Origin of the sequence: Pseudonocardia lacus (assembly GCF_018531445.1) — a bacterium.
Lineage (GTDB): Bacteria > Actinomycetota > Actinomycetes > Mycobacteriales > Pseudonocardiaceae > Pseudonocardia > Pseudonocardia lacus.
Map to the genome: position 1 here is coordinate 22,087 of NZ_JAHDTH010000048.1, position 18,195 is coordinate 40,281.

The following is an 18,195-nucleotide window of genomic DNA, read 5'->3' on the forward strand; positions in this document are numbered from 1 at the left end:
ATGCCCCGACTCACCGCACTGAGCCGCTCGGTCGCCGACCGGGTCGTCCTCGTCACCGGAGCCGCGAGCGGGATGGGCCGGGCCACGGCCCACCTGCTCGCCGACGAGGGCGCCCTGGTCGGCGTCGTGGACCGCGACGCCGACGGCCTCGCCGCCGTCGCCGAGGAGATCCGCGGCGCGGGCGCCGTCGTGCACCCGGTGGTCGCCGACGTCTCCGACCCGCAGGCGCCCGCCGCCGCCGTCGCCGAGGTCCGCGCCGCGCTCGGCCCGCTCGACGGCCTGGTCAACAACGCCGGGGTGAGCATCCGCGCGCCCTTCGACGACGACGGCTTCGCCGCGGCCTGGGCGACCACGCTCGCGGTCAACCTCACCGCGCACACGCTGTTCATCCGGGCCGCCCTGCCCGACCTCGTCCGCAACGGCGACGGGCGCGTGGTCAACGTCGCCTCCACCGAGGGCCTGGGCGCCACCCCGGGCATCGCCCCGTACACCAGCTCCAAGCACGGCGTGATCGGGCTGACCCGCTCGCTGGCCGTGGAGCTGGGCCGCAGCGGTGTCACGGTCAACTGCATCTGCCCGGGCCCGATCCGCACCGGCATGACCGCGGCCATCCCGGACCCCGACAAGGAGGTCTTCGCGCGCCGGCGCACGGCGTTGCGCCGCTACGGCGACCCGGAGGAGGTGGCGCACCTGACGCTGTCGCTGCTGCTGCCGGCGGCGTCCTACATCACCGGCGCCACGGTGGTCGTCGACGGCGGGTTGACCATCCGCAACGCCTGAAGCGGGGGCACGGTCAGGGCGTGCGCAGGTCCTCCAGCAGCTCGATCTGGCCCGAGAGCACGCCGGTCAGGATCGACCGCGCGACCGCCATCAGCTCGGCGATCTGCGGGCTGGTCGTCGAGTAGTAGACCGCGGCGCCCTCCCTGCGGGTCGTGACCAGCCCGGCCCGGCGCAGCACGGCCAGCTGCTGGGACAGGTTCGCCGGCTCCACGTCGATCTCGGTCAGCAGTTCGGAGACGGCGTGCTCGCGGACGTTGAGCAGCTCCAGCACCCGGATGCGGACCGGGTGCCCCAGCGTCTTGAAGAACTCGGCCTTCAACATGTACAGGGGCCTGCTCACGCGGGCCACCCTACAGCCGGGCCCGGAGCGCACCCGCCCCGCTGACCGGACGGCCGCGCCGGGGCCCGGCTATGACGAACATCCCGGCATTTATCGCACTCATCACCCGTTCGGCCTGATCGCTGACTACTCAGCGTTCCACAAAATAGGCTCTTCGGAGGACGTAGTTGCGATTCGAGTCCGCTGGGCTACGCTCCGGATTCCCCGGCTCGGAATTCCCCGTGAGCCCCGTCCGAGCACCCCGACACCCTTGCTGGAGGTTTTCTCCCATGAGCAGCATCGACCAGGCGCTGGACGCCGCGGCGAGCATCAAAGGCGCATTCGCGATTGCCCTGGTGGACTACGACAGCGGCATGATGCTCGGCTCGCGCGGCGGCAGCCCCGAGTTCGACCTGGAGGTCGCCGCGCCCGGCAACAGCGACGTCGTGCGCAGCAAGCTGGGCGTGATGCAGAAGCTGGGCCTGCAGGAGTCGATCGAGGACATCCTGATCACCCTGGACACCCAGTACCACCTGATCCGACCCATCCGCGGCCAGGCCGACGAGAAGTTGTTCTTCTACCTGGTGCTCAACCGGGCGCAGGCGAACCTCGCGCTGGCCCGCCGCGACCTCAAGATGATCGAGCAGCAGTTCTACCTGGCCAACCCGCTGACCGACAAGCCGGGCGCGTTCTTCCCCTCGCCGTCCGGTCGCTGACCCCGGCCCGGGTCGACGATGAATCAGCACCGGCGGTCGCCGGCACCATTCATCGATCGACGATCGTGCCATTCCGGGAAAGCCGGCCCGGTCACCGCGGAACACCGGCCGACGGCGGGCGTCGTGACTGCACGTAGCCGTGACCTGCCTCTTTCGGTCCAGCGGCACGGTCACCACTGACCGTCCCCGCACCACGGCACGACACCACTCGCACGAGAAATGGTTGCATGATTTCGCAACTGCCAACACCGCAAATTGGCGATCGACGATTGTCGTGACGCCGTGACGGGGCGGGGGCGGGGGCGTCGGCCTCCTCCCCCGCCCACTCCGCGGACCTCAGTCGCCGCCCAGCGCGGCGGCCGACTTCGCGATCCGCCGCCCGACCATCGCCAGCAGCCCGGCGAACTTGCCGACGTCCGCGCGGAACGTCGGCGCGGTGACCGACAGCGCGCCGATCGTCGAACCCGACGTGCCGACGAGCGGGATCGCCACGCTGATGAAGCCCTCGCGGGTCTGCTCCTGCTCCAGGGCGTAGCCCAGTTCCCGCGCCCTGGCCAACTCCTGGCGCAGCAGGCCCGGCGCGACGACGGTGTAGGGCGTGACCCGCTCCAGCGGCATCGCCAGCACCTCGTCCAGGACGCGGCGCGGACCGAACGCCAGCAGCACCTTCCCGGTCGCGGTGCAGTGCAGCGGCATCCGGCCCGCGACGCGCGAGGGCCGGGTGACCTGGCCGTGCCCGGAGACCTTCTCCAGGTAGAGCACCTCGAGGCCGTCGAGCACGGCGAGGTGCACGGTCTCGCCGGTGGCCTGGTAGAGGTCCTCCATCCAGGGGCGGACGGCGTCGCGCAGGATGCGCTGGCGCGGGACGCGCTGGCCGATCTCGAACAGCCGCATGCCCAGCCAGTAGTCCGAGCCGCGCCGCTCCAGCAGGCCCCACTGCAGCAGTTCCTGGGCGAGCCGGTGCACCGAGGCCTTCGCCACGCCGGAGCGCCGGGTGATCTCGGTGAGGCTGAGGTGCTCGTCGTCCGGCCCGAACGCGTCCAGGATCAGCCGCACCTTGCCCAGCACGCTGTTGGCGGCGGGGACGGCCCGGTCGTCGCGCGGCAGGGTGGTCACCGACACAGGATCGGTCAGCGGATCGCGTCCGTCCAACGGACCGGGTCCGCTGAGCGGACCCGACCCGCCGCCCTGACCGATCGTCACCCGCCCGAGCCCGCCGCCTTGCGCAGGAACTCGAGGCTGATCGGGTTGTAGCGGTCGGCCTGCTCGTGCTGGGGCCAGTGCCCGCAGGCGTCGAACAGCTCCAGCCGCGAGCCGGGGATGTTCTCGTGCATCGCGGCGGCCTCGGGCACCTCGCCGAACGGGTTCTGCCGGCCCCACACGATCAGCGTGGGCTGGGTGATGCGGCCCAGCTCCTCGGGGGTGAGCAGGTTGCGCTGCCGGCGCGCCATGTCCTGCAGCGAGAGCAGGTTGTCGACGTTGGCGACGAAGTCGGGGGCGTGGTAGATCGCGTGCCGGACCTCGACGAGCTCCTCGGTGGCGTCGGCGGGGTCGGCCATCAGCAGCCGCAGCCGCTTGCGGGTCAGCTCGACGTCGTCGCTGGTCACCGCCTCCTTGGTGGAGGTGCGGATGCGGTCCATCACCGCCGGGTTGGCCACGGTCCCGCCGGCGCACAGCAACTGCAGGCTGCGCACCCGGTCGGGCTGCGTCGTCGCCGTGCGGGCACCGACCCAGCCGCCGAGCGACTCCCCCACGATGTGCGCGCGCTCGATGCCGACGGCGTCGAAGTAGTCCACGAGGTGGCGCACGTAATCGGCGATCTCGTAGGGCCGGTCGGGCTTGCCGGTGTAGCCGTGCCCGAGCATGTCGATGGCGTGCACGTCGTAGGCGGCGTGCGCGACGACGTTGCGGGAGAAGGCCTCCAGGTGCCCGCTCGTCCCGTGCAGGAACACCACCGGCTCGGCGGAGGGGTCGCCCGCGCGCAGCGCGCGGGTGCGCACACCGCCGGCGTCGACGAACTCGACGCGGAACGCCACCGGGCTCAGGTCGGTCCAGATGCTCATCGCTCGCTCACCCTCTGGTTGATCCGGTGGACCTGCGTGTTGCTGCGCGCGGCGAGCCGGCGCGCCAGCACGACGACGGCGGCCAGCGCCGGCACCAGCGCCACCCTGGTCGCCCGCTTCACCGCGCACCCGCCTCGGCCAGCGCCCCCGTCGGCGCCCCGGCCGCGGGCAGCGAGTCCAGGAACGCGGACACGACCGCGTGGTAGGCCCGCGGCCGTTCCTCCTGCGGGTGGTGCGAGGCGTGGTCCATGACGTGCAGGTTCCCCCGCGGCACCATCCGGGCCAGCATCAGCGGGTAGTCCGGGGTGAGGAACGCGTCCTGCATGCCCCACACGAACAGCACCGGGGCCTGGATGCGGCCCAGCTCGGCGGTCAGGTCCTGCCACTCGCCGCGGGGCGAGTCGGACATGGCGGCCAGCGCCCGCTCCCCCGGGTCCAGGCTCTGCTGGTAGCGCATGTCGAGGGTCTCCTCGGGCAGCGCGGCGGGGTCGTACCACTCCAGCCGGGTGATCAGCTCGCGCATCTTCTCCCGGGTGGGGCCCTCCCCGCCGTAGTAGACGTCGCGGGCGTTGCGGCCGCGGCGACCGCCCTCGGGCAGCGGGGCGAGCGGGCCGTAGAAGACCGGCATGCTGCCGGTCACCACCAGCGAGCGCACCCGCTCCGGGTAGTTCGCGGCCAGGTTCAGCGCGATCGTGCCGCCCCAGGAGTTGCAGACGAAGTCGGCGCGCTCGACGCCCAGGGTGTCCATCAGCGCCGCGGTCTTCACCGCGTGGTGGTCCCACATCGGCCCGGAGATCCGCGACTTCTCCGACCTGCCGTACTGGTGGATGTCGACCAGCAGGCAGCGGCGCTGCCGCGCGAACAGCGGTGCCACCGGCCCGAAGTCGCTCCACGCCGTGCAGCCGGGGCCGCCGCCGTGCAGGAAGACCGTGTCCGGGCCGGAGCCCAGGTCGTGGTAGTGGTAGCGGACACCGCCGCCGTCGGCGAAGTGGCTCTCGGGTGGTGGGGCCATGGTCGTTCCCTCCGGGTCAGGCGGTGATCGCGACGGTGGCGCGGGCGAGCACCTCGCACAGGCGGCGCATGGCCCGCACGTCGACGGTGTTCATCCCGCGCTGGAAGTCCAGCGCCGGGTCGACGTCCAGCTCGTCGGAGGTGGCTTTGGGCATCCCGACGCGCGCGGTCGGGATGCCGCGCGCGCGCAGGATGTTGGCGTCGGTGGCCCCGCTGTTGTCGGGCACCGGCTCGTGGGCGCGGCCGGTGGTGCGCTCCCAGGCCTCGATCGTCCGCCGGACGACCGGCGCTTCGGGCGGCGTGTGCGTCGCCGGCACCGACAGCACCATCTCCACCCCGAGGTCGACGCCGAGCTCGTCGCCGATCCGGCGCACGCCCGCGACGACGTCGCGCCTCGTCTGCTGCGGGGTGGTGCCCGGCGCCATCCGCAGGTCCAGCCGGATGCGGCAGAGGGCGGGGGTCACCGCGAGCATCCGCTCCCACCCCCCGACGATCGCCCCGATGACGCCCTGCGGCGCGGCGGTGGCGGTGCGGTGGCGCTGCGGGTACCGGGCGAGCCAGCCCTCCAGCCGGGTGACCACCTCGGCCGCGGTGACGATCGGGTTGCGGTAGGGCATGCGGTGGCGGCTGCCGACGTAGGTGTGCACGCCGGGCACGGTGACCTCGAACCAGGCCAGCCCGACCTCCTCGTGGGCGACGAAGTCCCCGGGCTTGGCGATCACCGCGTGGTCGGCGTACCAGCCGCGTTCGAGCAGGAAGGAGCAGCCGACGCCGTGGCCGGTGTTGGCGCGGGGCGGGAATCCCTCCGCCTCGACGGCGTTGGTCGGCATCCCCCCGGCGCCGAAGGCGACGACGACGTCGCCGGACAGCTCCGGTCCGCCCTGCGATCGCGCCTCGGCCAGCGCCTCGGCCAGCGCCTCGGCCACGACCAGGACGCAGGCGGCGTGGCCCTTGGGGTTGCTCGCGCCCAGCCCGGACACGAACGGTCCCTCGTCGCGGGCGCCCGCGCGCATGTCCGGGCGCAGGCCGGGCCCGATCCACGGCACGTCGAGGGCCTCGTCGCCGGTGGTGAGGGTGTCGATCGGGGCGTAGAGCATCAGGTCCTCGCCGCCGCCCCGCCCGCGCAGCCTGCCGACCGCGTTGGCCTGCGTCGCGTCGATGTGCTGGGCGGTCGCGGCGAACCCGGCGGCGGTGAGCCGGTCGGCCAGCAGGTGGGCCAGCGGGGCCTCGCGCCCGGTCGGGCTGGGGATCTCGGCCACCGCTCGCGCGGCGGCGCGCAGCCGGCCCTCGCTCACCCGGGCCAGCACGGCGCGGACCGTCTCCTCGGCCGCGCTCACCTCCGGCACGGTGCTCACGCGCCGGCCCCGGCCGGTTCGATGAGCGCGACGCCCATGCCGGTCAGCCACTCCGGCATCGCGGCGTAGGCCAGCGTCCGGCCGGGGGCGAAGCCGAGCGCCGCGGCCATGATCAGCCACGTGCGCAGCTCCTGGCCGCCGTTGCCCGCGGCGCGCTGGATGTCGGCGCTCGTCCAGGAGGCGTAGCGGCGCAGGTCGCCGGCCTGCAGGTCGGCCAGGAACCGCTCGTCGAACCCCTCGAAGATCACCGGCCGGGCCGCGGTGATGATCGCGCGGCGGCGCTCGTCGTAGCGCTCCCACTCGCCGCGCCCGTTCAGCCAGGCCTCGACCAGGAACTCCTCGTCGGCGGTCTGCGGGTCGCGCCAGTCCGCCGGCCACGGCAGCTGGTGCGACAGCCCGCCCGAGGCGATGACCACCACCCGCAGGTCGTCGGGCAGCGCCGCCACCGCCTCCGCGAGGTTGGCGCCCAGCGCGACGCACCGGTCCGGGCGCGGCAGCGGGGCGGCGAAGACGTTGACCACCAGCGGCACCACCGGGACGTCGAGATCGCGCAGGAGGTACTGGATCGCGTGGGTCTGGCCGTGGTCGATCTGCAGGCGGGCCGACAGCGCGACCTCGGTGCCCCGCTCGATGAGCGCCTCGGCCAGCTCGCGGGCGACGGCGGGGTCGGTGCGCTGCGGTCCCTTCGGGGTCCCGGCCTCCCCCGCGCCGATGACCTCGCCGACGCCGACGGTGAAGGCCGGGATCAGGTCCAGCCAGAAGCCGCGGAAGTGGTTGGAGCCGACCACGACGGCGACGTCGGGGCGCGCCGCGGCGACCGCGTCGCGCGCCTCGTCGAGCGCGTCGCGGAACCGCCGGGCCCGGTCGGTGTGCACGACCCCGTCCCAGTGGGTGTTCATCAGCGTGGAGTGGGAGGCCCCCACTCCGAGCACGATCCGCGCCATCGCCCGTCCCCTCAGTTCCCGCCGGCCGGACCGGCCGGTTCCAGCCCCTCGGCGCGCAGCCGCGCGAGGCGCTCCGCGGTGACGTCCTCGGCCAGCCTGCGCCAGCGCAGCAGCGACTCGTCGGGCCGGTAGAGCCGCTCCGGCGGGGCGTCGGTGACCTCGACCATCCACTTGTCCTGCGCGGAGAACTGGCCGTGGAACAGCCAGCGGACGAACCCGAGGTACTTCGCGTAGAACGGCAGCGTCCGCGCCCCCTCGTGGAACTCGGCCATCACCCCGACGTAGAGGTGGTTGTCGGCGTCCACGGGAACGTAGAACTCGTAGTGGATGAAGGTCGGGTAGACCACCCGCAGCACCCCGGGCATCGACACCGACACGAAGCCGGGGAACTCCTGCGCGGCGATCACCGGGTTGACCTGGCGGTGGCTGCCGGTGTTGCCGATGTTGGCGGTCGTCCTCGGCGGCTTGAGCTTGAACCAGGCCTGGTTGTCCCAGCGGCCCAGGCCGGGGAAGTCGGCGGTCCAGTGCTGGGCGTCCTGCACCCGGAAGATCCACCGCCCGCGCTGCACGATCCGCGTCTCGTTCCACACCGGCATGGCCTTGAACAGCCGCCAGAGCGACGTGCGGTGCAGGTACTTGGCGTGGCCCTCGTCGTAGCCGTTCTCGCAGGCGAAGCGCCAGTTGCCGACCCGGGGCTGGATCCGCGAGCCGACGACCGCGGCGTTGTCGACCAGTTCCTCGGGCAGTTGCTCGTCGATCGGCGGGGCGTCCTCGCCGTCGCCGACGAACACCCACACCATGCCCAGGCGCTCGGCGACCTCGTAGGTGGGCTGGGTGACCTTGCCGCAGATCGGCGAGCCCGGCCCGTCGGTGATCGCGGCCCGCAGGTCGCCGGTCTCCAGGTCGAACGTCCAGCCGTGGTACGGGCACGAGATCGTGCCCGGGAACTGCTGGTCGCCCTGGCTGAGCGGGACCCCGCGGTGCGGGCAGCGGTCGTCGAGGGCGTAGGCGGTGCCGCGGTCGCGGATCAGCACGAGCTTGCGGCCGAGCAGGGTGACCTGCTTCGGCCTGCCGGTCAGCTGGGAGGAGTAGCAGACCGGGTACCAGTAGCCGCGGAACCCGCTCGCGGCGCCCTGGTAGTGCGGCCAGGTCGACCAGTCCTGCCGGCCCGGCAGCCGCCCGGCCCGCCGCGGCCGCTTGCGGGGGGCCGGGGCCGCCGCACCCGTCGCGCCGTTCTGCACGGTCATCGGACCTCCCCGGACCGGCGGGCGGCACCGCGCCACCCGCGACGGGGCGAGTCCAGCACCGCACCGGGCCCGCTCCAAGATCACCGGTCCGCTGACCGGACCGCGCCCGCCGGCCCGGACCGGGTCCGGTGTGCGGACCCGGGTCTTTGACAAGGCGCCGCGGTGGCGAAACCCTCGGCCGCCAGTGGCCCGCCGACGCCGAGGAGCAGCAATGACGCAGACGACACCGGCCCCGGCCGCCACCCTCGACGCGGTCCTCGACGAGCTGGCCGAGCGCCGCCTCGAGTTCCAGGACCGGCGGTACGTGCCCCGCGACTTCGTCGAGCGGCTCAAGGGGCTGGGCATCTACCGGGCCTCCGTCCCGCGCCGGTTCGGCGGCGACCCGATGCCCCCCGCGGAGTTCCTCTCCCTGGTCGAGCGCATCTCCGCCGTCGACGGCTCCACCGGCTGGGTCGCCAGCTTCGGCGCCCAGGTGTCCTACCTGTGCCCGCTGCCGGAGGACACCCTGGCCGCGATCTACGCCGACGGGCCCGACGTCGTGTTCGCCGGCGCCCTGTTCCCCGTCCAGCCCGCGCCGCCGACCGAGCGCGGATTCCGGGTGAACGGGCGCTGGAAGTTCGCCAGCGGGTGCATGGGCGCCGACATCCTGTGCGTCGGCATCCCCGGCGACGACAGCACCGCGGGCAAGCCGCGCGGCGCGGTGTTGCCCCCGCGCGACGTCGAGATCATCCAGGACTGGGACGTCGTCGGGATGCGGGCCACGGGCTCGTTCGACCTGGCCGTGCACGACGTCGAGGTCGACCGCGACTGGACGTTCATCCGCGGCGGGGCGCCCAGCGTCGACGAGCCGATCTACCGCTACCCGACCATCACCTACGCCGCGCAGGCGCTGTCGGTCGTCTCGGCCGGCGTGGCCCGCGCGGCGATCGACTTCGCCACCGGCGAGGGCAGCGGCCGGGCCAGCGTCACCGGCGCGCCCAAGCTCGCCGACCGGCCCTACTACCGGGCCCAGGTCGCCGAGGCCGAAGCCACGCTGCGCTCGGCGCGGGCCTACTTCTACGAGGCGGCGCGGGAGGGCTGGGAGAGCGTGCAGCACGGCGAGGTGAGCGACGAGCAGAACGCCCACCTGCGGCTGTCCGCCGCCCACCTCGCGCGCACCGCCGCGGCCGTGACCGGCACGATCGTCTCGCTCTCCGGCACCGCGGCGATCTACTCCGACCACCCGCTGCAGGCCCTGCTGGCCGACGCCCAGGTACCCCAGCAGCACGCGTTCCTGGCCCCGACGATCTACGACAGCGCCGGCGCCGTGCTGATGGGTATGGCGCCGACCTCACCCGCCTTCCGCTGAGCCGCCCCTCCGTCGAGAACGAACTTGTCGTGATCAACAGGGCTCGTGGATCACGATAGGTTCGTTCTCGACGGGAGGAGATGCCATATGGCGGCGAAGCCATCGATTCCCACCCGGGACGAGGTGCTCGGCTACTTCGACGCGCTGTCCAACTGGGGCCGCTGGGGCGAGGACGACCAGCTCGGCACGCTGAACCACATCACCGACGACGTGCGGCTGGCGGCGGCACGGGCCGTGCGCCACGGCAGGAGCGTGTCGTGCGCGTGGGAGGTGGCCGTGCCGGCGGACATGGAACGGTCCACGATGACGTGCCCGTGCGCCGCCGACATGCCGGGGGCCGAGAACATGCCGGAGCGGTTCCACGCCGACCGGCGCTGGGGCTTCTCCTCGGAGAAGCTGGGCCTCACCTTCCACGGCAACACCGTCACCCACCTCGACTCGCCGTGCCACATCTTCTGGGACGGCGCGCTGTACAACGGGCGCCCGCACACGGCGGTGGACGCCGCGACGGGGTCGACGTGGGGAGCCGTCACGGCGGCGGCGAAGGGGATCGTCACGCGCGGTGTGCTGCTGGACGTCGCGAAGGTCCGCGACGTGCCGTGGTTGGAGCCGGGGCAGGGGGTGTTCCCGGAGGACCTCGACGAGGCCGAGCGGCGCCAGGGCGTGCGGGTGCGGCCCGGCGACGCGGTGCTCCTGCGGACCGGCCACGGCCGCGCCCGGCACGAGGCCGTCGCGGCGGGCGGTATCGCGCAGACCGGCTGGCACGCGTCCTGCCTGCCGTGGCTGCGGGAGCGGGGGGTCGCGCTGATCGGCGCCGACACCCCCCAGGAGGTGCAGCCGTCGGGGTACGACGACGTGCTGATGCCGGTCCACGCGGTGGGCCTGGTCGCGATGGGGCTGTGGCTGCTCGACAACTGCGACCTGGAGGAGTGCGCGGCGACGGCCGCCGAGCTCGGCCAGTGGGACTTCCACCTCGCGGTCGCGCCGGTCCGCTTCGCCGGGACGTCCGGCAGCCCGGTCAACCCGATCGCCACGTTCTGACCGCCACGTCCTGACCGCCACGACCGACCGCGCGGGACCCGCGCCGTAGGGTCCTAGGAACCGCAGCCGGGCGCGCGCAGCACGGCGCCGGACGTCCCGGCCAGCGACACCGAGGTCACCGTCGCGCCGTCCTGGTCCACGAACGGCGCGCCGAGTTCGACCACACGCGCGCCCGACCGGCTCGGGTTGGCGTTGACCACCGCGACCCCGCACGCGAAGTCCCGCCGCCACAGGTTCGACCCGACCGGCGCCTTCGGGCCGACGGGCTCCCCCAGCCGCCACTCGTACTCCGGCCGCCACGGCGTCGGGTCGCCGTAGGCGTCGGTCCGGGCGATCTCGACGAACGCGCTGCGCGTCCCGGCCGCCATCAGGTAGCTGGCGAAGGCGTAGCGGAACGGCCGCACCGCGCCCGGGGAGAAGTGCGGCTGCACCCAGGTGATCTTGCCGCGGGCCTCGTTCGACTCGATCTCGGCCACGACCCGGCTCCAGCCCTCGCCGTACTCGGGCAGCATGTTCGTGTCGGAGAAGACCAGCCACCACTCGTCGAACCCGCCGTCGAGGTGCTCGGTGTAGGCGTCCCAGACCCCCGGGTGCAGGCGCGCGTTGGCCAGGTTCGCCACCGTCTCCAGCCCCGCGGCCGAGAAGTCGCCGCGCACGTTGCTCAGCATCGAGAGGTAGGCGGCCTGCATGGCCTCGTCCGTCGGGTACTTCGGCGGGCACGAGCCGCGGTGGTAGGTGTCGCAGTCGAAGAGCGCGTTGTCCATCTCGACGCCGTCGAACCCGGCCGCCGTCGCCGCCGCGATCACGTTCGCGGCCCACGCGTCCTGGTAGTCGACGTTGCCCACGTCCATCTGCCAGTGCCCCGGGTAGCCGCTGTACTCGTAGCGGCCGCCGCGCGGCGAGGTGAGGAACCAGTCCGGGTGGTGGGCGTCGGCGTCGCAGTAGCCGACCCCGGTGGGCAGGTCGCGGTCGTCCACGCCACCCCGGCAGGCGTAGCTGCGCGTGGAGGACAGGTCCTTGTAGACGTAGACCTGGATCGCGGGGTTGGCCGCCTTGAGCCGCGGGATCAGCCCGCTCTCCCACTGGTTCAGCACGATGAACGAGCGCCGCCGGGCCTCCTGGGCGAGCAGGTCGTCGGAGGTGGTGGTGGAGTTGAGGTGCAGCCAGAGCGACTGGGCGGTGCCGGCGGGGGCCGGCGGCGCGGGGGAGGTCGTCGGCGGCGGGGCCGCGCTCGTCAGGGGCGGCGCGGCCGTCGTCGCGGGCGGCTGCGCGTCGGGCGAGAGCGGGTCGCCGGGCCGGGGGCGCTCTCCCACGGCGGTCAGCGTGACCCCCAGGACCGCGACGAACAGGGCGCCGATCGCGGCGACCAGCGCGGCGACGCGTGCGCGGCGTCGGCCGGGCACCGCACCACCTCCGCACCGACCGTCACCCGTCCGGATGACGCCCCACGGTAGTGGGCGGCGGGGGTGGCCGTCGCAGGTGGGCGGCGCGTCTCAGATTGCGCACTCCGCCGGGCCCGCGAGCTGGTCTCATCGTGGTGGACGACGGCGAGGAGGCCCGCGGTGGACGACGTCGAAGTGCTCGCGATGGCCGGGGAGACCCTGACCGAGGTGCTCGGGCGGATCGGCCCGCAGCACCGCCGGATCCAGGCCGGGCCGGTCGCCGAGCGCCCCGGCTGGGACGGGGTGGTGCCGCTGCCCCAGCTGGTGGAGCGCTTCAGCGGCGGGTGCGCGGGCCCGGGCGGGTGGCGCTGCGACGGACTCGTGGAGGCCGCGGCCCTGCGCGCCTTCCTCGCCCACGACGTCGCGATGGCACTGGGCTCGCGGGCGTGCCCGCTGCCCGAGGCGCTGGCCCGCGCGCTGTACGAACGCATGGAACCGGACGCGGACCGGTGGCGGGCCGGCGGCGTCTTCCGGGAACGGCTGCCGCTGCCCGACGGCCACGTGTCGTGGCGCGACCGGTTCCTGCTGCTGGCCGGGCGCGACCCGCACCCGTTCGATGCCGGCTGACCGACCGCGAGAGTGGTCGGGTCGGCCGCTCAGTCGGGCAGCGCCAGCAGCAGGCGCCGGTACCAGCGCACGCCGTCGAGCAGGTCGGCCGCGCCCACGTGCTCGTCGGCGGCGTGGATGGACGCGCGTTGCGCGCGCGACATCCGCAGCGGGGCGAACCGGTAGACGCGATCGCAGATGCGGGTGAAGTGCCGGGCGTCGGCGCTGGCCATCATCACGTACGGCGTGGTGACGGCGTCCGGGAACACCTCGGCGGTGGTCGACTCCAGCAGCGCGAACGGCCCGTCCCACGGCGAGACGGGGCTCGGCTCGTGCTGCTCGACGACCTCGATCTCGACCCGGTCGTCGGCGATCGTGCGCCGGACGTGCTCGACGACGTCGGCGACGGTGTCGCCGACCATCACCCGCGCGTTCACGCCGGCCGTTGCGGAGGCGGCGATGACGTTGAGCGCCGGGCTGCCCGACAGCGTGGTGACGGCCAGCGTGGTGCGCACCATCGCCGCCGCCTCCGGTCCCGCGGCCAGCAGCAGCCGGGTGAGCAGCCGGGGCAGCCGGGTGAGGCGGCGCAGCAGCGGGCGCACCGGCCCGGGGGCGTGCGGGGTGATCCGGCGGAACAGTTCGAGCGTGGGCGCGGGTGCGCTGGCCGGGAACGGGGCGCGGTCGAGGCGCGTGACGGCCCGCGCGATCCGCGCGGTCGGGCCCATCCGGGCGGGCGTCGAGGCGTGCCCGCCGGCGCCCTCGGCCCGCAGCAGCAGCGAGACCACGCCCTTCTCGGTGACGCCGACGACCGCGAGCGGCACCCCCAGCCCGGGCAGCGCGCCGCCCGCCACGGCGCCGCCCTCGTCGAGCACGAACCAGGGGCGCACCCCGCGCCCGGCCAGCTCGTCGACCGCGTGGCGGGCCGCCGCGCCGGCGACCTCCTCGTCGCAGCCGAAGCTGAGCCAGACATCGCGCGCCGGGACGACGCCGCTGTCGAGCAGCGTCTCCACCGCCTCGCAGATGGTGACGAGCGGCCCCTTGTCGTCGAGGGTGCCCCGGCCCCACACCGCGCCGTCGACGAGGTCCCCGCCGAACGGCGGGTGGCGCCAGTCCTCCGCGACGACGGGCACGACGTCGAGGTGCGCGACGAGCACGACCGGATCGGCCGAGGTGCGCCCCGGCCAGCGGAACAGCAGCCCGTGGCCGCCGACCGCGGTCCGCTCCAACCGCTCGTGCAGCAGCGGGAACTGCGCGCGCAGCTCGGCCAGGAACGCGTCGAACACGGCGCCGTCGACCAGCGCGGGATCGCGGTCGCCGACCGTGGGGATCCGCACCAGCGCCTGCAGCTTGGCGACCGCCGGCGCGACCTCGCGCCCACCGTCGACCGACGCCCTCACCATTCGCGCACAGTACCCACCACCCGCGGCCCGGGTACCGGTTGCAACGAGCGGGCCGGTGCCGGCGACAGGCAGTCGTGAGCACGCGGGAGGAGACCACCGGGACGACGGCCGGCACAGCGCCGAGCGCCTGGCCGACGGCGGCGCTGGGCAGCGGACTCGTGGTGATGGTGGTCGGTGTGCTCGCCGCGCCGGGCCCGCGCACACCGTTCGGCGAGGCCGGCCTGGCGGACCGCGACCCGAGCCCCGTCGTCCTGGCCGCACCGTGGGTGGCGGTCGTCGTCGGTCTCGGCGCCGCCCTCGCCGGACTGGTCGCGCTGTGCCTCGCACCGGCGCCGGCCGCCCCCGACGACGCCCGGTCGGCCGGCGCGCCGCTCGCGGTGAAGGCCCCGGCGGCCGGGGCCGTCGGCGGGATCGTGCTCCTGGCGCTCTCGCCGGCCGTGCTGCTGCTCACCCTGAGCGGTGTCCCCGGGTTGCTGGCCGGGCTCAGCCTGGTCTGGCTCGGCCAGGTCGGCGCGCTCACCCTGGTCGACCGCGGGCTCGGACCGGCGACCCGCCGGGTGGCGCCCGACGCCCCGCCGGTCGCCCTCGCGGCGCTGGTGGCGGCGTGCGCGGCCGGCGCCGCAGCGGGCGGCGACGGGCTGGACGTGGTTGACGTGGTGCTGGCGGCGGTGGTCCAGGCCGCGTGCGTCACCGTCGGGCTGCTGGCCACGCGCGGGCACCGCGCCGGCATCGGGGTGGGCGTGGTCGGGGTGGGCGCGGTGGCGGCGGCCGTCCTCGTCGCCGGTGTCGTCCTCGCCACAGGGTCCGACCAGGAGCCGACCACTTGCACACCCGGGGTGGCGGCGCCTGCGCTCCCCGGTCCGGCACCCCGCCCCGCCGAGCCGCTGCCGACCTACCCGGCGCCGGCGCCCGTCGAGGCGTCGGACGCCTGCCGCGTCGACGACCTGGTCTGGTCCACGACCGGCTGGGACGCCGCGCTCGGGGAGCGGGTGGTGAGCGTGCTGGCCCGCAACGCGACGGCGCGACCCTGCTTCGTCGAGGGCGTGCCCGACGTCCGGCTGGCGCAGGGCGGGCAGGCGCTCCCGTTGGCCATCGACCTCACCCGGGCCGAGTACGACCCCGCCCTGCAGGGGTCCGAGGGGCGCACCGGCATCGCCCCGGGCGGCGTCGCGTCGTTCGGGCTGCGCTGGCGGGTCGGGGCCGGCGCGGACCGCGACACCCCGCAGACCCTGGGCGTGGCGCTCGGGCCCGGCGGGGCGTGGGCCGACGTCGCCGTCGACGACGAGCACCCCGCCCCGTTCGACGTCACCGCAGGCGCCGAGCTGTCCGTCGGCGGGTGGCGACCGGCGGGCTGACCGGGCGCTACCCCGCGACCCGCCGCCGACGCCTGCCGAAGACCGTGACGAACATGTAGGCCGCGCCCACGACGTCCGGAGCCAGGAAGTCGACCACCTCGTCGTCGAACGAGGTGGAGCCGACCGCGCCCAGCCCGAGCGCGTGCGTGCCCAGGTGCAGCTTGCCGGCGTGCAGCGCCCCTTCCAGCTGGGCGATGCGGTAGCCGCGGGCGCCGTAGTGGTGCAGGACCGCGGGCAGGTCGGCCAGGTAGTAGAGGTTCACGTGGGCGTCGCCCGCGTAGCTCTGGGCGGCCGCGATGCGCGTGGCCCGGTCTCGGAACAGGCCCTCCCGCACCAGTTCGACCGCACCCCGCTGCGGGTGGTGCCGGTAGACGCCCGGGGCCAGTCCCTCGACCGCGTTCACGATCAGGTGCAGGTCGGTGAGCGGGGCGCCCGGGGTGAGCGCGTCGCCGGCCGCGCCGCGCGTGGACCGCTCCAGCAGGGTGGAGAACGCGTCGAACCCGATCTCCACGTCGGTGTCGTAGTTCCGGGTCGAGCGCCGCCGGAAGATGATCTCCTCGACGCCGCGCGGGTCGAGCCGGTCGGCCGGCAGCGGGCGCAGCTGCACCAGCTCACCGGTGGGCTCCGGGTCCGGCCGGCGCCACCGGCCGGCCCGCCACCGCGCCGCCTCGGCGCCCGTGGCCAGCGACGAGGCGCGGTGCATGTCGGTGACGGCGTGCCAGGTCACCTCCGCGGGGGAGAGCGGGCGCGTCGGGAGGTCCAGTGGCTCGACGGCCGGTGCGGGCGGCGCCGGGGTGCCGTCGCGGCCGAGCGCCACGAGCGCCACCGGCACCTCGCGCACGCCGTCGACGCCCAGCAGCGCGGCGACCAGTGGATCGGCGAACCCGAGTACCAGCGCGGCCGGGACGCCCGCCGACGCCGCGACCGCCAGCACGTGCGAGAGCGACGTGCCGGCGTCCCAGTGGACGTGCCGGTAGGCGCGTTCGCGGTAGCGCCACGCGTTGCGCCAGATCGTGCTGGTCATGGCCAGCACCACCGGCGCGGCGGCGATCGAGGGCTCCTCGCCGGTGGCGTCCACGAGCGCGGCGCGGAAGTCGCCCGCGCGCAGCAGGCGCAGGCTGTGATCGGCCCCGCTGTAGTGGTAGACGCCGGCGTCGAGGTCGGGCAGGTCGGCGCAGGCGAAGTACAGCTCCAGGTGGTACTGGGCGCCGGTGCCCCCGGCCGTGCGGAAGTGGTGCACGCGGCCGTCGCGCTCGGTGCGGGAGCGGTCGAGCTCGCCGTTGGTCAGCAGGCCGATCCGGCCCAGCAGCGCCCGGTCGGGCGCGACGCGCGCCGGCTCCCGCCCGACCGCGGCGACCGCCTCCAGCGCCGGCGTCCCGGTCGCCGGCAGGTCGCGGGTGAGCCCGACCGGCGGCGCCGTCTCGTAGACCTTGCGCAGCGCGGGGCGGATGCCCGGGTCCCGCTGCCAGATGGCCTCGGTCCGCGCACGCGGGTCGCCGATGCCGATGCGTTCGTCGCCCGGGGTGTCGTCGAGCGCGTAGTACTTCGTCGCGTCGTGGAACGCCATGGCCCGCTGCACGTCGTCGATGGACACCCGGCGAGTCTGCCCTCCGGGCGCGCCCGCGGTCGCTACCCGATCGGCCGCACCGGGATCTCCAGGACCGCCGCGCGGGCTCCGTCGCCGTCGACCAGGTGCTCCTCGACGGTCGGCCCCGCGACCGCCATCCGCCGGCGGCGCACCCAGCCCAGCAGCTCCTGCCCGGCCCGCACGACCCCGGTGCCGGCCGGCACCACCGCCCGCACCACGTCGCGCACCGGCAGGGTCAGCGCCTCGCCGGCGCGCCCGGCCCCCACCGCGACGTCGAAGCCGCCGCCGAAGCCGCCGTCCGGCGGCGCATCCAGCCAGGTCAGCAGCAGGCCGCCCGGCCCACCGCAGACCGCGCCCAGCTCGGACGGGTGCTCGATCCGCAGGCGGCGCACCCGCAGGCGACGCGCCCCGACGGTGGTCTGCCGGGGCAGCACCGACATGCGCGCACCGAGGTGGTCCTCGGCGCGTTCCACGGTCGCGGTGAGCGCGGCGATGTCCGCGCGGACCGCGGCGACCGCCTCGGACAGCGCCTGGCGCAGGTGCGCGTCGGGCGCGTCGAGCAGCTCGGCGACCTGGTGCAGCGGCAGCCCCAGGCGCGCCAGGGCGCGGATGCGCTCGAGGCGCTCCAGCTCCCCCGCCCCGTACCAGCGGTAGCCGGTGGCGGCGTCCACCGCGGCCGGCGCGAGCAGGCCGATCCGGTCGTAGTGGCGCAGGGTGCGCGCGGACACCCCGGCCATGCGCGCGAGCTGCCCGATCCGCCACATCCGCGGTTGACCTTCCCCCGGCGTCAGACTCCTAGCGTCGCCGACCATGACCCCACCGATCGTGGAGGCGCCGCACCGGCGCGCGACCGGCGTCCTGCTGCTGGCGGCGCCGGTCCTCATGCTGGTCGGCGTGGCCATCGTCGTCCCCGCCGGGCTCACGCTCAACCCCGCCGACCCGGCGGCGGCGCTGGCCGCGGTCCGTGGCCAGGTCGGGGCGCACCTGGCCGAGCTCGCCTTCGACGTGCTCGGCTGGCTGGCCCTGACCGCGGCCGGCCT

General features: G+C 74.9%; 18 protein-coding genes and 1 pseudogene. 7 read left to right on the plus strand and 12 right to left on the minus strand.

Translation table 11 applies throughout. The features are described 5' to 3' along the window. On the plus strand, positions 1-780 hold the full coding sequence (locus tag KIK08_RS13125; protein ID WP_214403391.1) for an SDR family NAD(P)-dependent oxidoreductase: 780 nt from the start codon (positions 1-3) through the stop codon (positions 778-780). A gap of 13 nt (positions 781-793) precedes the next feature. Here KIK08_RS13125 and KIK08_RS13130 read toward each other — a convergent pair whose 3' ends face one another. After that, positions 794-1,120 (minus strand): ArsR/SmtB family transcription factor, encoded by a 327-nt coding sequence (locus tag KIK08_RS13130; protein ID WP_214403393.1) that lies wholly within the window; start codon positions 1,118-1,120, stop codon positions 794-796. Between the two features lie 269 nt (positions 1,121-1,389). Between KIK08_RS13130 and KIK08_RS13135 the strand changes: the two genes are divergently transcribed. Beyond that, positions 1,390-1,815, plus strand: a complete 426-nt coding sequence (locus KIK08_RS13135) for a hypothetical protein (protein WP_214403394.1) — start codon at positions 1,390-1,392, stop codon at positions 1,813-1,815. 336 nt (positions 1,816-2,151) lie between these two features. On the opposite strand, the gene KIK08_RS13140 is transcribed toward KIK08_RS13135, so the two are convergent. The 7 genes from KIK08_RS13140 to KIK08_RS13165 all read right to left on the minus strand — a co-directional run bounded on the left by KIK08_RS13140 (position 2,152) and on the right by KIK08_RS13165 (position 8,435). Further along, complete coding sequence (locus KIK08_RS13140) at positions 2,152-2,931, minus strand: IclR family transcriptional regulator (protein WP_214403396.1); 780 nt, start codon at positions 2,929-2,931, stop codon at positions 2,152-2,154. Positions 2,932-3,014: 83 nt separating this feature from the next. Further along, a complete protein-coding gene (locus KIK08_RS13145) occupies positions 3,015-3,878 on the minus strand; it encodes an alpha/beta fold hydrolase (protein WP_214403397.1) in 864 nt (287 codons plus the stop codon). Next, positions 3,875-4,000: a hypothetical protein gene (locus tag KIK08_RS41010; RefSeq protein WP_256446232.1), complete on the minus strand. Its 126-nt coding sequence runs from the start codon at positions 3,998-4,000 to the stop codon at positions 3,875-3,877. Before KIK08_RS41010 ends, KIK08_RS13145 begins: the two co-directional genes overlap by 4 nt. Continuing rightward, positions 3,997-4,890, minus strand: a complete 894-nt coding sequence (locus KIK08_RS13150; RefSeq protein ID WP_214403398.1) for an alpha/beta fold hydrolase — start codon at positions 4,888-4,890, stop codon at positions 3,997-3,999. Before KIK08_RS13150 ends, KIK08_RS41010 begins: the two co-directional genes overlap by 4 nt. A gap of 16 nt (positions 4,891-4,906) precedes the next feature. Beyond that, entirely contained in the window at positions 4,907-6,226 is a 1,320-nt protein-coding gene (locus KIK08_RS41715; protein WP_214403399.1) for a peptidase dimerization domain-containing protein, read from the minus strand. A 14-nt stretch (positions 6,227-6,240) separates the two neighbouring features. Continuing rightward, positions 6,241-7,188, minus strand: a complete 948-nt coding sequence (locus tag KIK08_RS13160) for a DODA-type extradiol aromatic ring-opening family dioxygenase (protein WP_214403400.1) — start codon at positions 7,186-7,188, stop codon at positions 6,241-6,243. 11 nt (positions 7,189-7,199) lie between these two features. Next, a complete protein-coding gene (locus KIK08_RS13165; RefSeq protein WP_214403401.1) occupies positions 7,200-8,435 on the minus strand; it encodes an aromatic ring-hydroxylating oxygenase subunit alpha in 1,236 nt (411 codons plus the stop codon). 211 nt (positions 8,436-8,646) lie between these two features. On the opposite strand from KIK08_RS13165, the gene KIK08_RS13170 reads away from it, so the two are divergent. Together KIK08_RS13170 and KIK08_RS13175 are read left to right on the plus strand one after the other, a co-directional pair. Next, the gene (locus KIK08_RS13170; RefSeq protein ID WP_214403402.1) at positions 8,647-9,783 is read left to right on the plus strand and encodes an acyl-CoA dehydrogenase family protein; all 1,137 of its coding nucleotides are present in this window, start codon (positions 8,647-8,649) and stop codon (positions 9,781-9,783) included. Positions 9,784-9,870: 87 nt separating this feature from the next. After that, positions 9,871-10,824, plus strand: a complete 954-nt coding sequence (locus tag KIK08_RS13175) for a cyclase family protein (RefSeq protein ID WP_250556914.1) — start codon at positions 9,871-9,873, stop codon at positions 10,822-10,824. A 53-nt stretch (positions 10,825-10,877) separates the two neighbouring features. On the opposite strand, the gene KIK08_RS13180 is transcribed toward KIK08_RS13175, so the two are convergent. Beyond that, positions 10,878-12,227 (minus strand): putative glycoside hydrolase, encoded by a 1,350-nt coding sequence (locus tag KIK08_RS13180; protein ID WP_214403403.1) that lies wholly within the window; start codon positions 12,225-12,227, stop codon positions 10,878-10,880. Positions 12,228-12,386: 159 nt separating this feature from the next. Between KIK08_RS13180 and KIK08_RS13185 the strand changes: the two genes are divergently transcribed. Then, the gene (locus KIK08_RS13185; RefSeq protein WP_214403404.1) at positions 12,387-12,833 is read left to right on the plus strand and encodes a hypothetical protein; all 447 of its coding nucleotides are present in this window, start codon (positions 12,387-12,389) and stop codon (positions 12,831-12,833) included. A 29-nt stretch (positions 12,834-12,862) separates the two neighbouring features. Here KIK08_RS13185 and KIK08_RS13190 read toward each other — a convergent pair whose 3' ends face one another. Further along, entirely contained in the window at positions 12,863-14,212 is a 1,350-nt protein-coding gene (locus KIK08_RS13190) for a M20/M25/M40 family metallo-hydrolase (RefSeq protein ID WP_214403405.1), read from the minus strand. A gap of 74 nt (positions 14,213-14,286) precedes the next feature. Here KIK08_RS13190 and KIK08_RS13195 point away from each other — a divergent pair, with 74 nt between their 5' ends. Continuing rightward, the gene (locus KIK08_RS13195; RefSeq protein WP_214403406.1) at positions 14,287-15,567 is read left to right on the plus strand and encodes a DUF4232 domain-containing protein; all 1,281 of its coding nucleotides are present in this window, start codon (positions 14,287-14,289) and stop codon (positions 15,565-15,567) included. Between the two features lie 7 nt (positions 15,568-15,574). Here KIK08_RS13195 and KIK08_RS13200 read toward each other — a convergent pair whose 3' ends face one another. Together KIK08_RS13200 and KIK08_RS13205 are read right to left on the minus strand one after the other, a co-directional pair. Beyond that, positions 15,575-17,161 carry a SagB/ThcOx family dehydrogenase gene (locus tag KIK08_RS13200; protein ID WP_214403407.1) on the minus strand — a complete coding sequence of 529 codons (1,587 nt, stop codon included), beginning with the start codon at positions 17,159-17,161 and terminating at the stop codon, positions 15,575-15,577. A 35-nt stretch (positions 17,162-17,196) separates the two neighbouring features. Further along, positions 17,197-17,919 (minus strand): MerR family transcriptional regulator, encoded by a 723-nt coding sequence (locus KIK08_RS13205; RefSeq protein WP_214403408.1) that lies wholly within the window; start codon positions 17,917-17,919, stop codon positions 17,197-17,199. 46 nt (positions 17,920-17,965) lie between these two features. Between KIK08_RS13205 and KIK08_RS13210 the strand changes: the two are divergent. Further along, positions 17,966-18,195, plus strand: a pseudogene (locus tag KIK08_RS13210) (hypothetical protein); the annotation flags it as partial.

What these genes read in the sequence shown, in the direction of transcription:
- KIK08_RS13190 (WP_214403405.1), bottom strand. Translation starts at nt 14,212, where the DNA reads ATGGTGAGGGCGTCGGTCGACGGTGGGCGCGAGGTCGCGCCGGCGGTC.
- KIK08_RS13135 (WP_214403394.1), top strand. Translation starts at nt 1,390, where the DNA reads ATGAGCAGCATCGACCAGGCGCTGGACGCCGCGGCGAGCATCAAAGGC.
- KIK08_RS13165 (WP_214403401.1), bottom strand. Translation starts at nt 8,435, where the DNA reads ATGACCGTGCAGAACGGCGCGACGGGTGCGGCGGCCCCGGCCCCCCGC.
- KIK08_RS13150 (WP_214403398.1), bottom strand. Translation starts at nt 4,890, where the DNA reads ATGGCCCCACCACCCGAGAGCCACTTCGCCGACGGCGGCGGTGTCCGC.
- KIK08_RS13175 (WP_250556914.1), top strand. Translation starts at nt 9,871, where the DNA reads ATGGCGGCGAAGCCATCGATTCCCACCCGGGACGAGGTGCTCGGCTAC.
- KIK08_RS13160 (WP_214403400.1), bottom strand. Translation starts at nt 7,188, where the DNA reads ATGGCGCGGATCGTGCTCGGAGTGGGGGCCTCCCACTCCACGCTGATG.
- KIK08_RS13170 (WP_214403402.1), top strand. Translation starts at nt 8,647, where the DNA reads ATGACGCAGACGACACCGGCCCCGGCCGCCACCCTCGACGCGGTCCTC.
- KIK08_RS13145 (WP_214403397.1), bottom strand. Translation starts at nt 3,878, where the DNA reads ATGAGCATCTGGACCGACCTGAGCCCGGTGGCGTTCCGCGTCGAGTTC.
- KIK08_RS13205 (WP_214403408.1), bottom strand. Translation starts at nt 17,919, where the DNA reads ATGTGGCGGATCGGGCAGCTCGCGCGCATGGCCGGGGTGTCCGCGCGC.
- KIK08_RS13125 (WP_214403391.1), top strand. Translation starts at nt 1, where the DNA reads ATGCCCCGACTCACCGCACTGAGCCGCTCGGTCGCCGACCGGGTCGTC.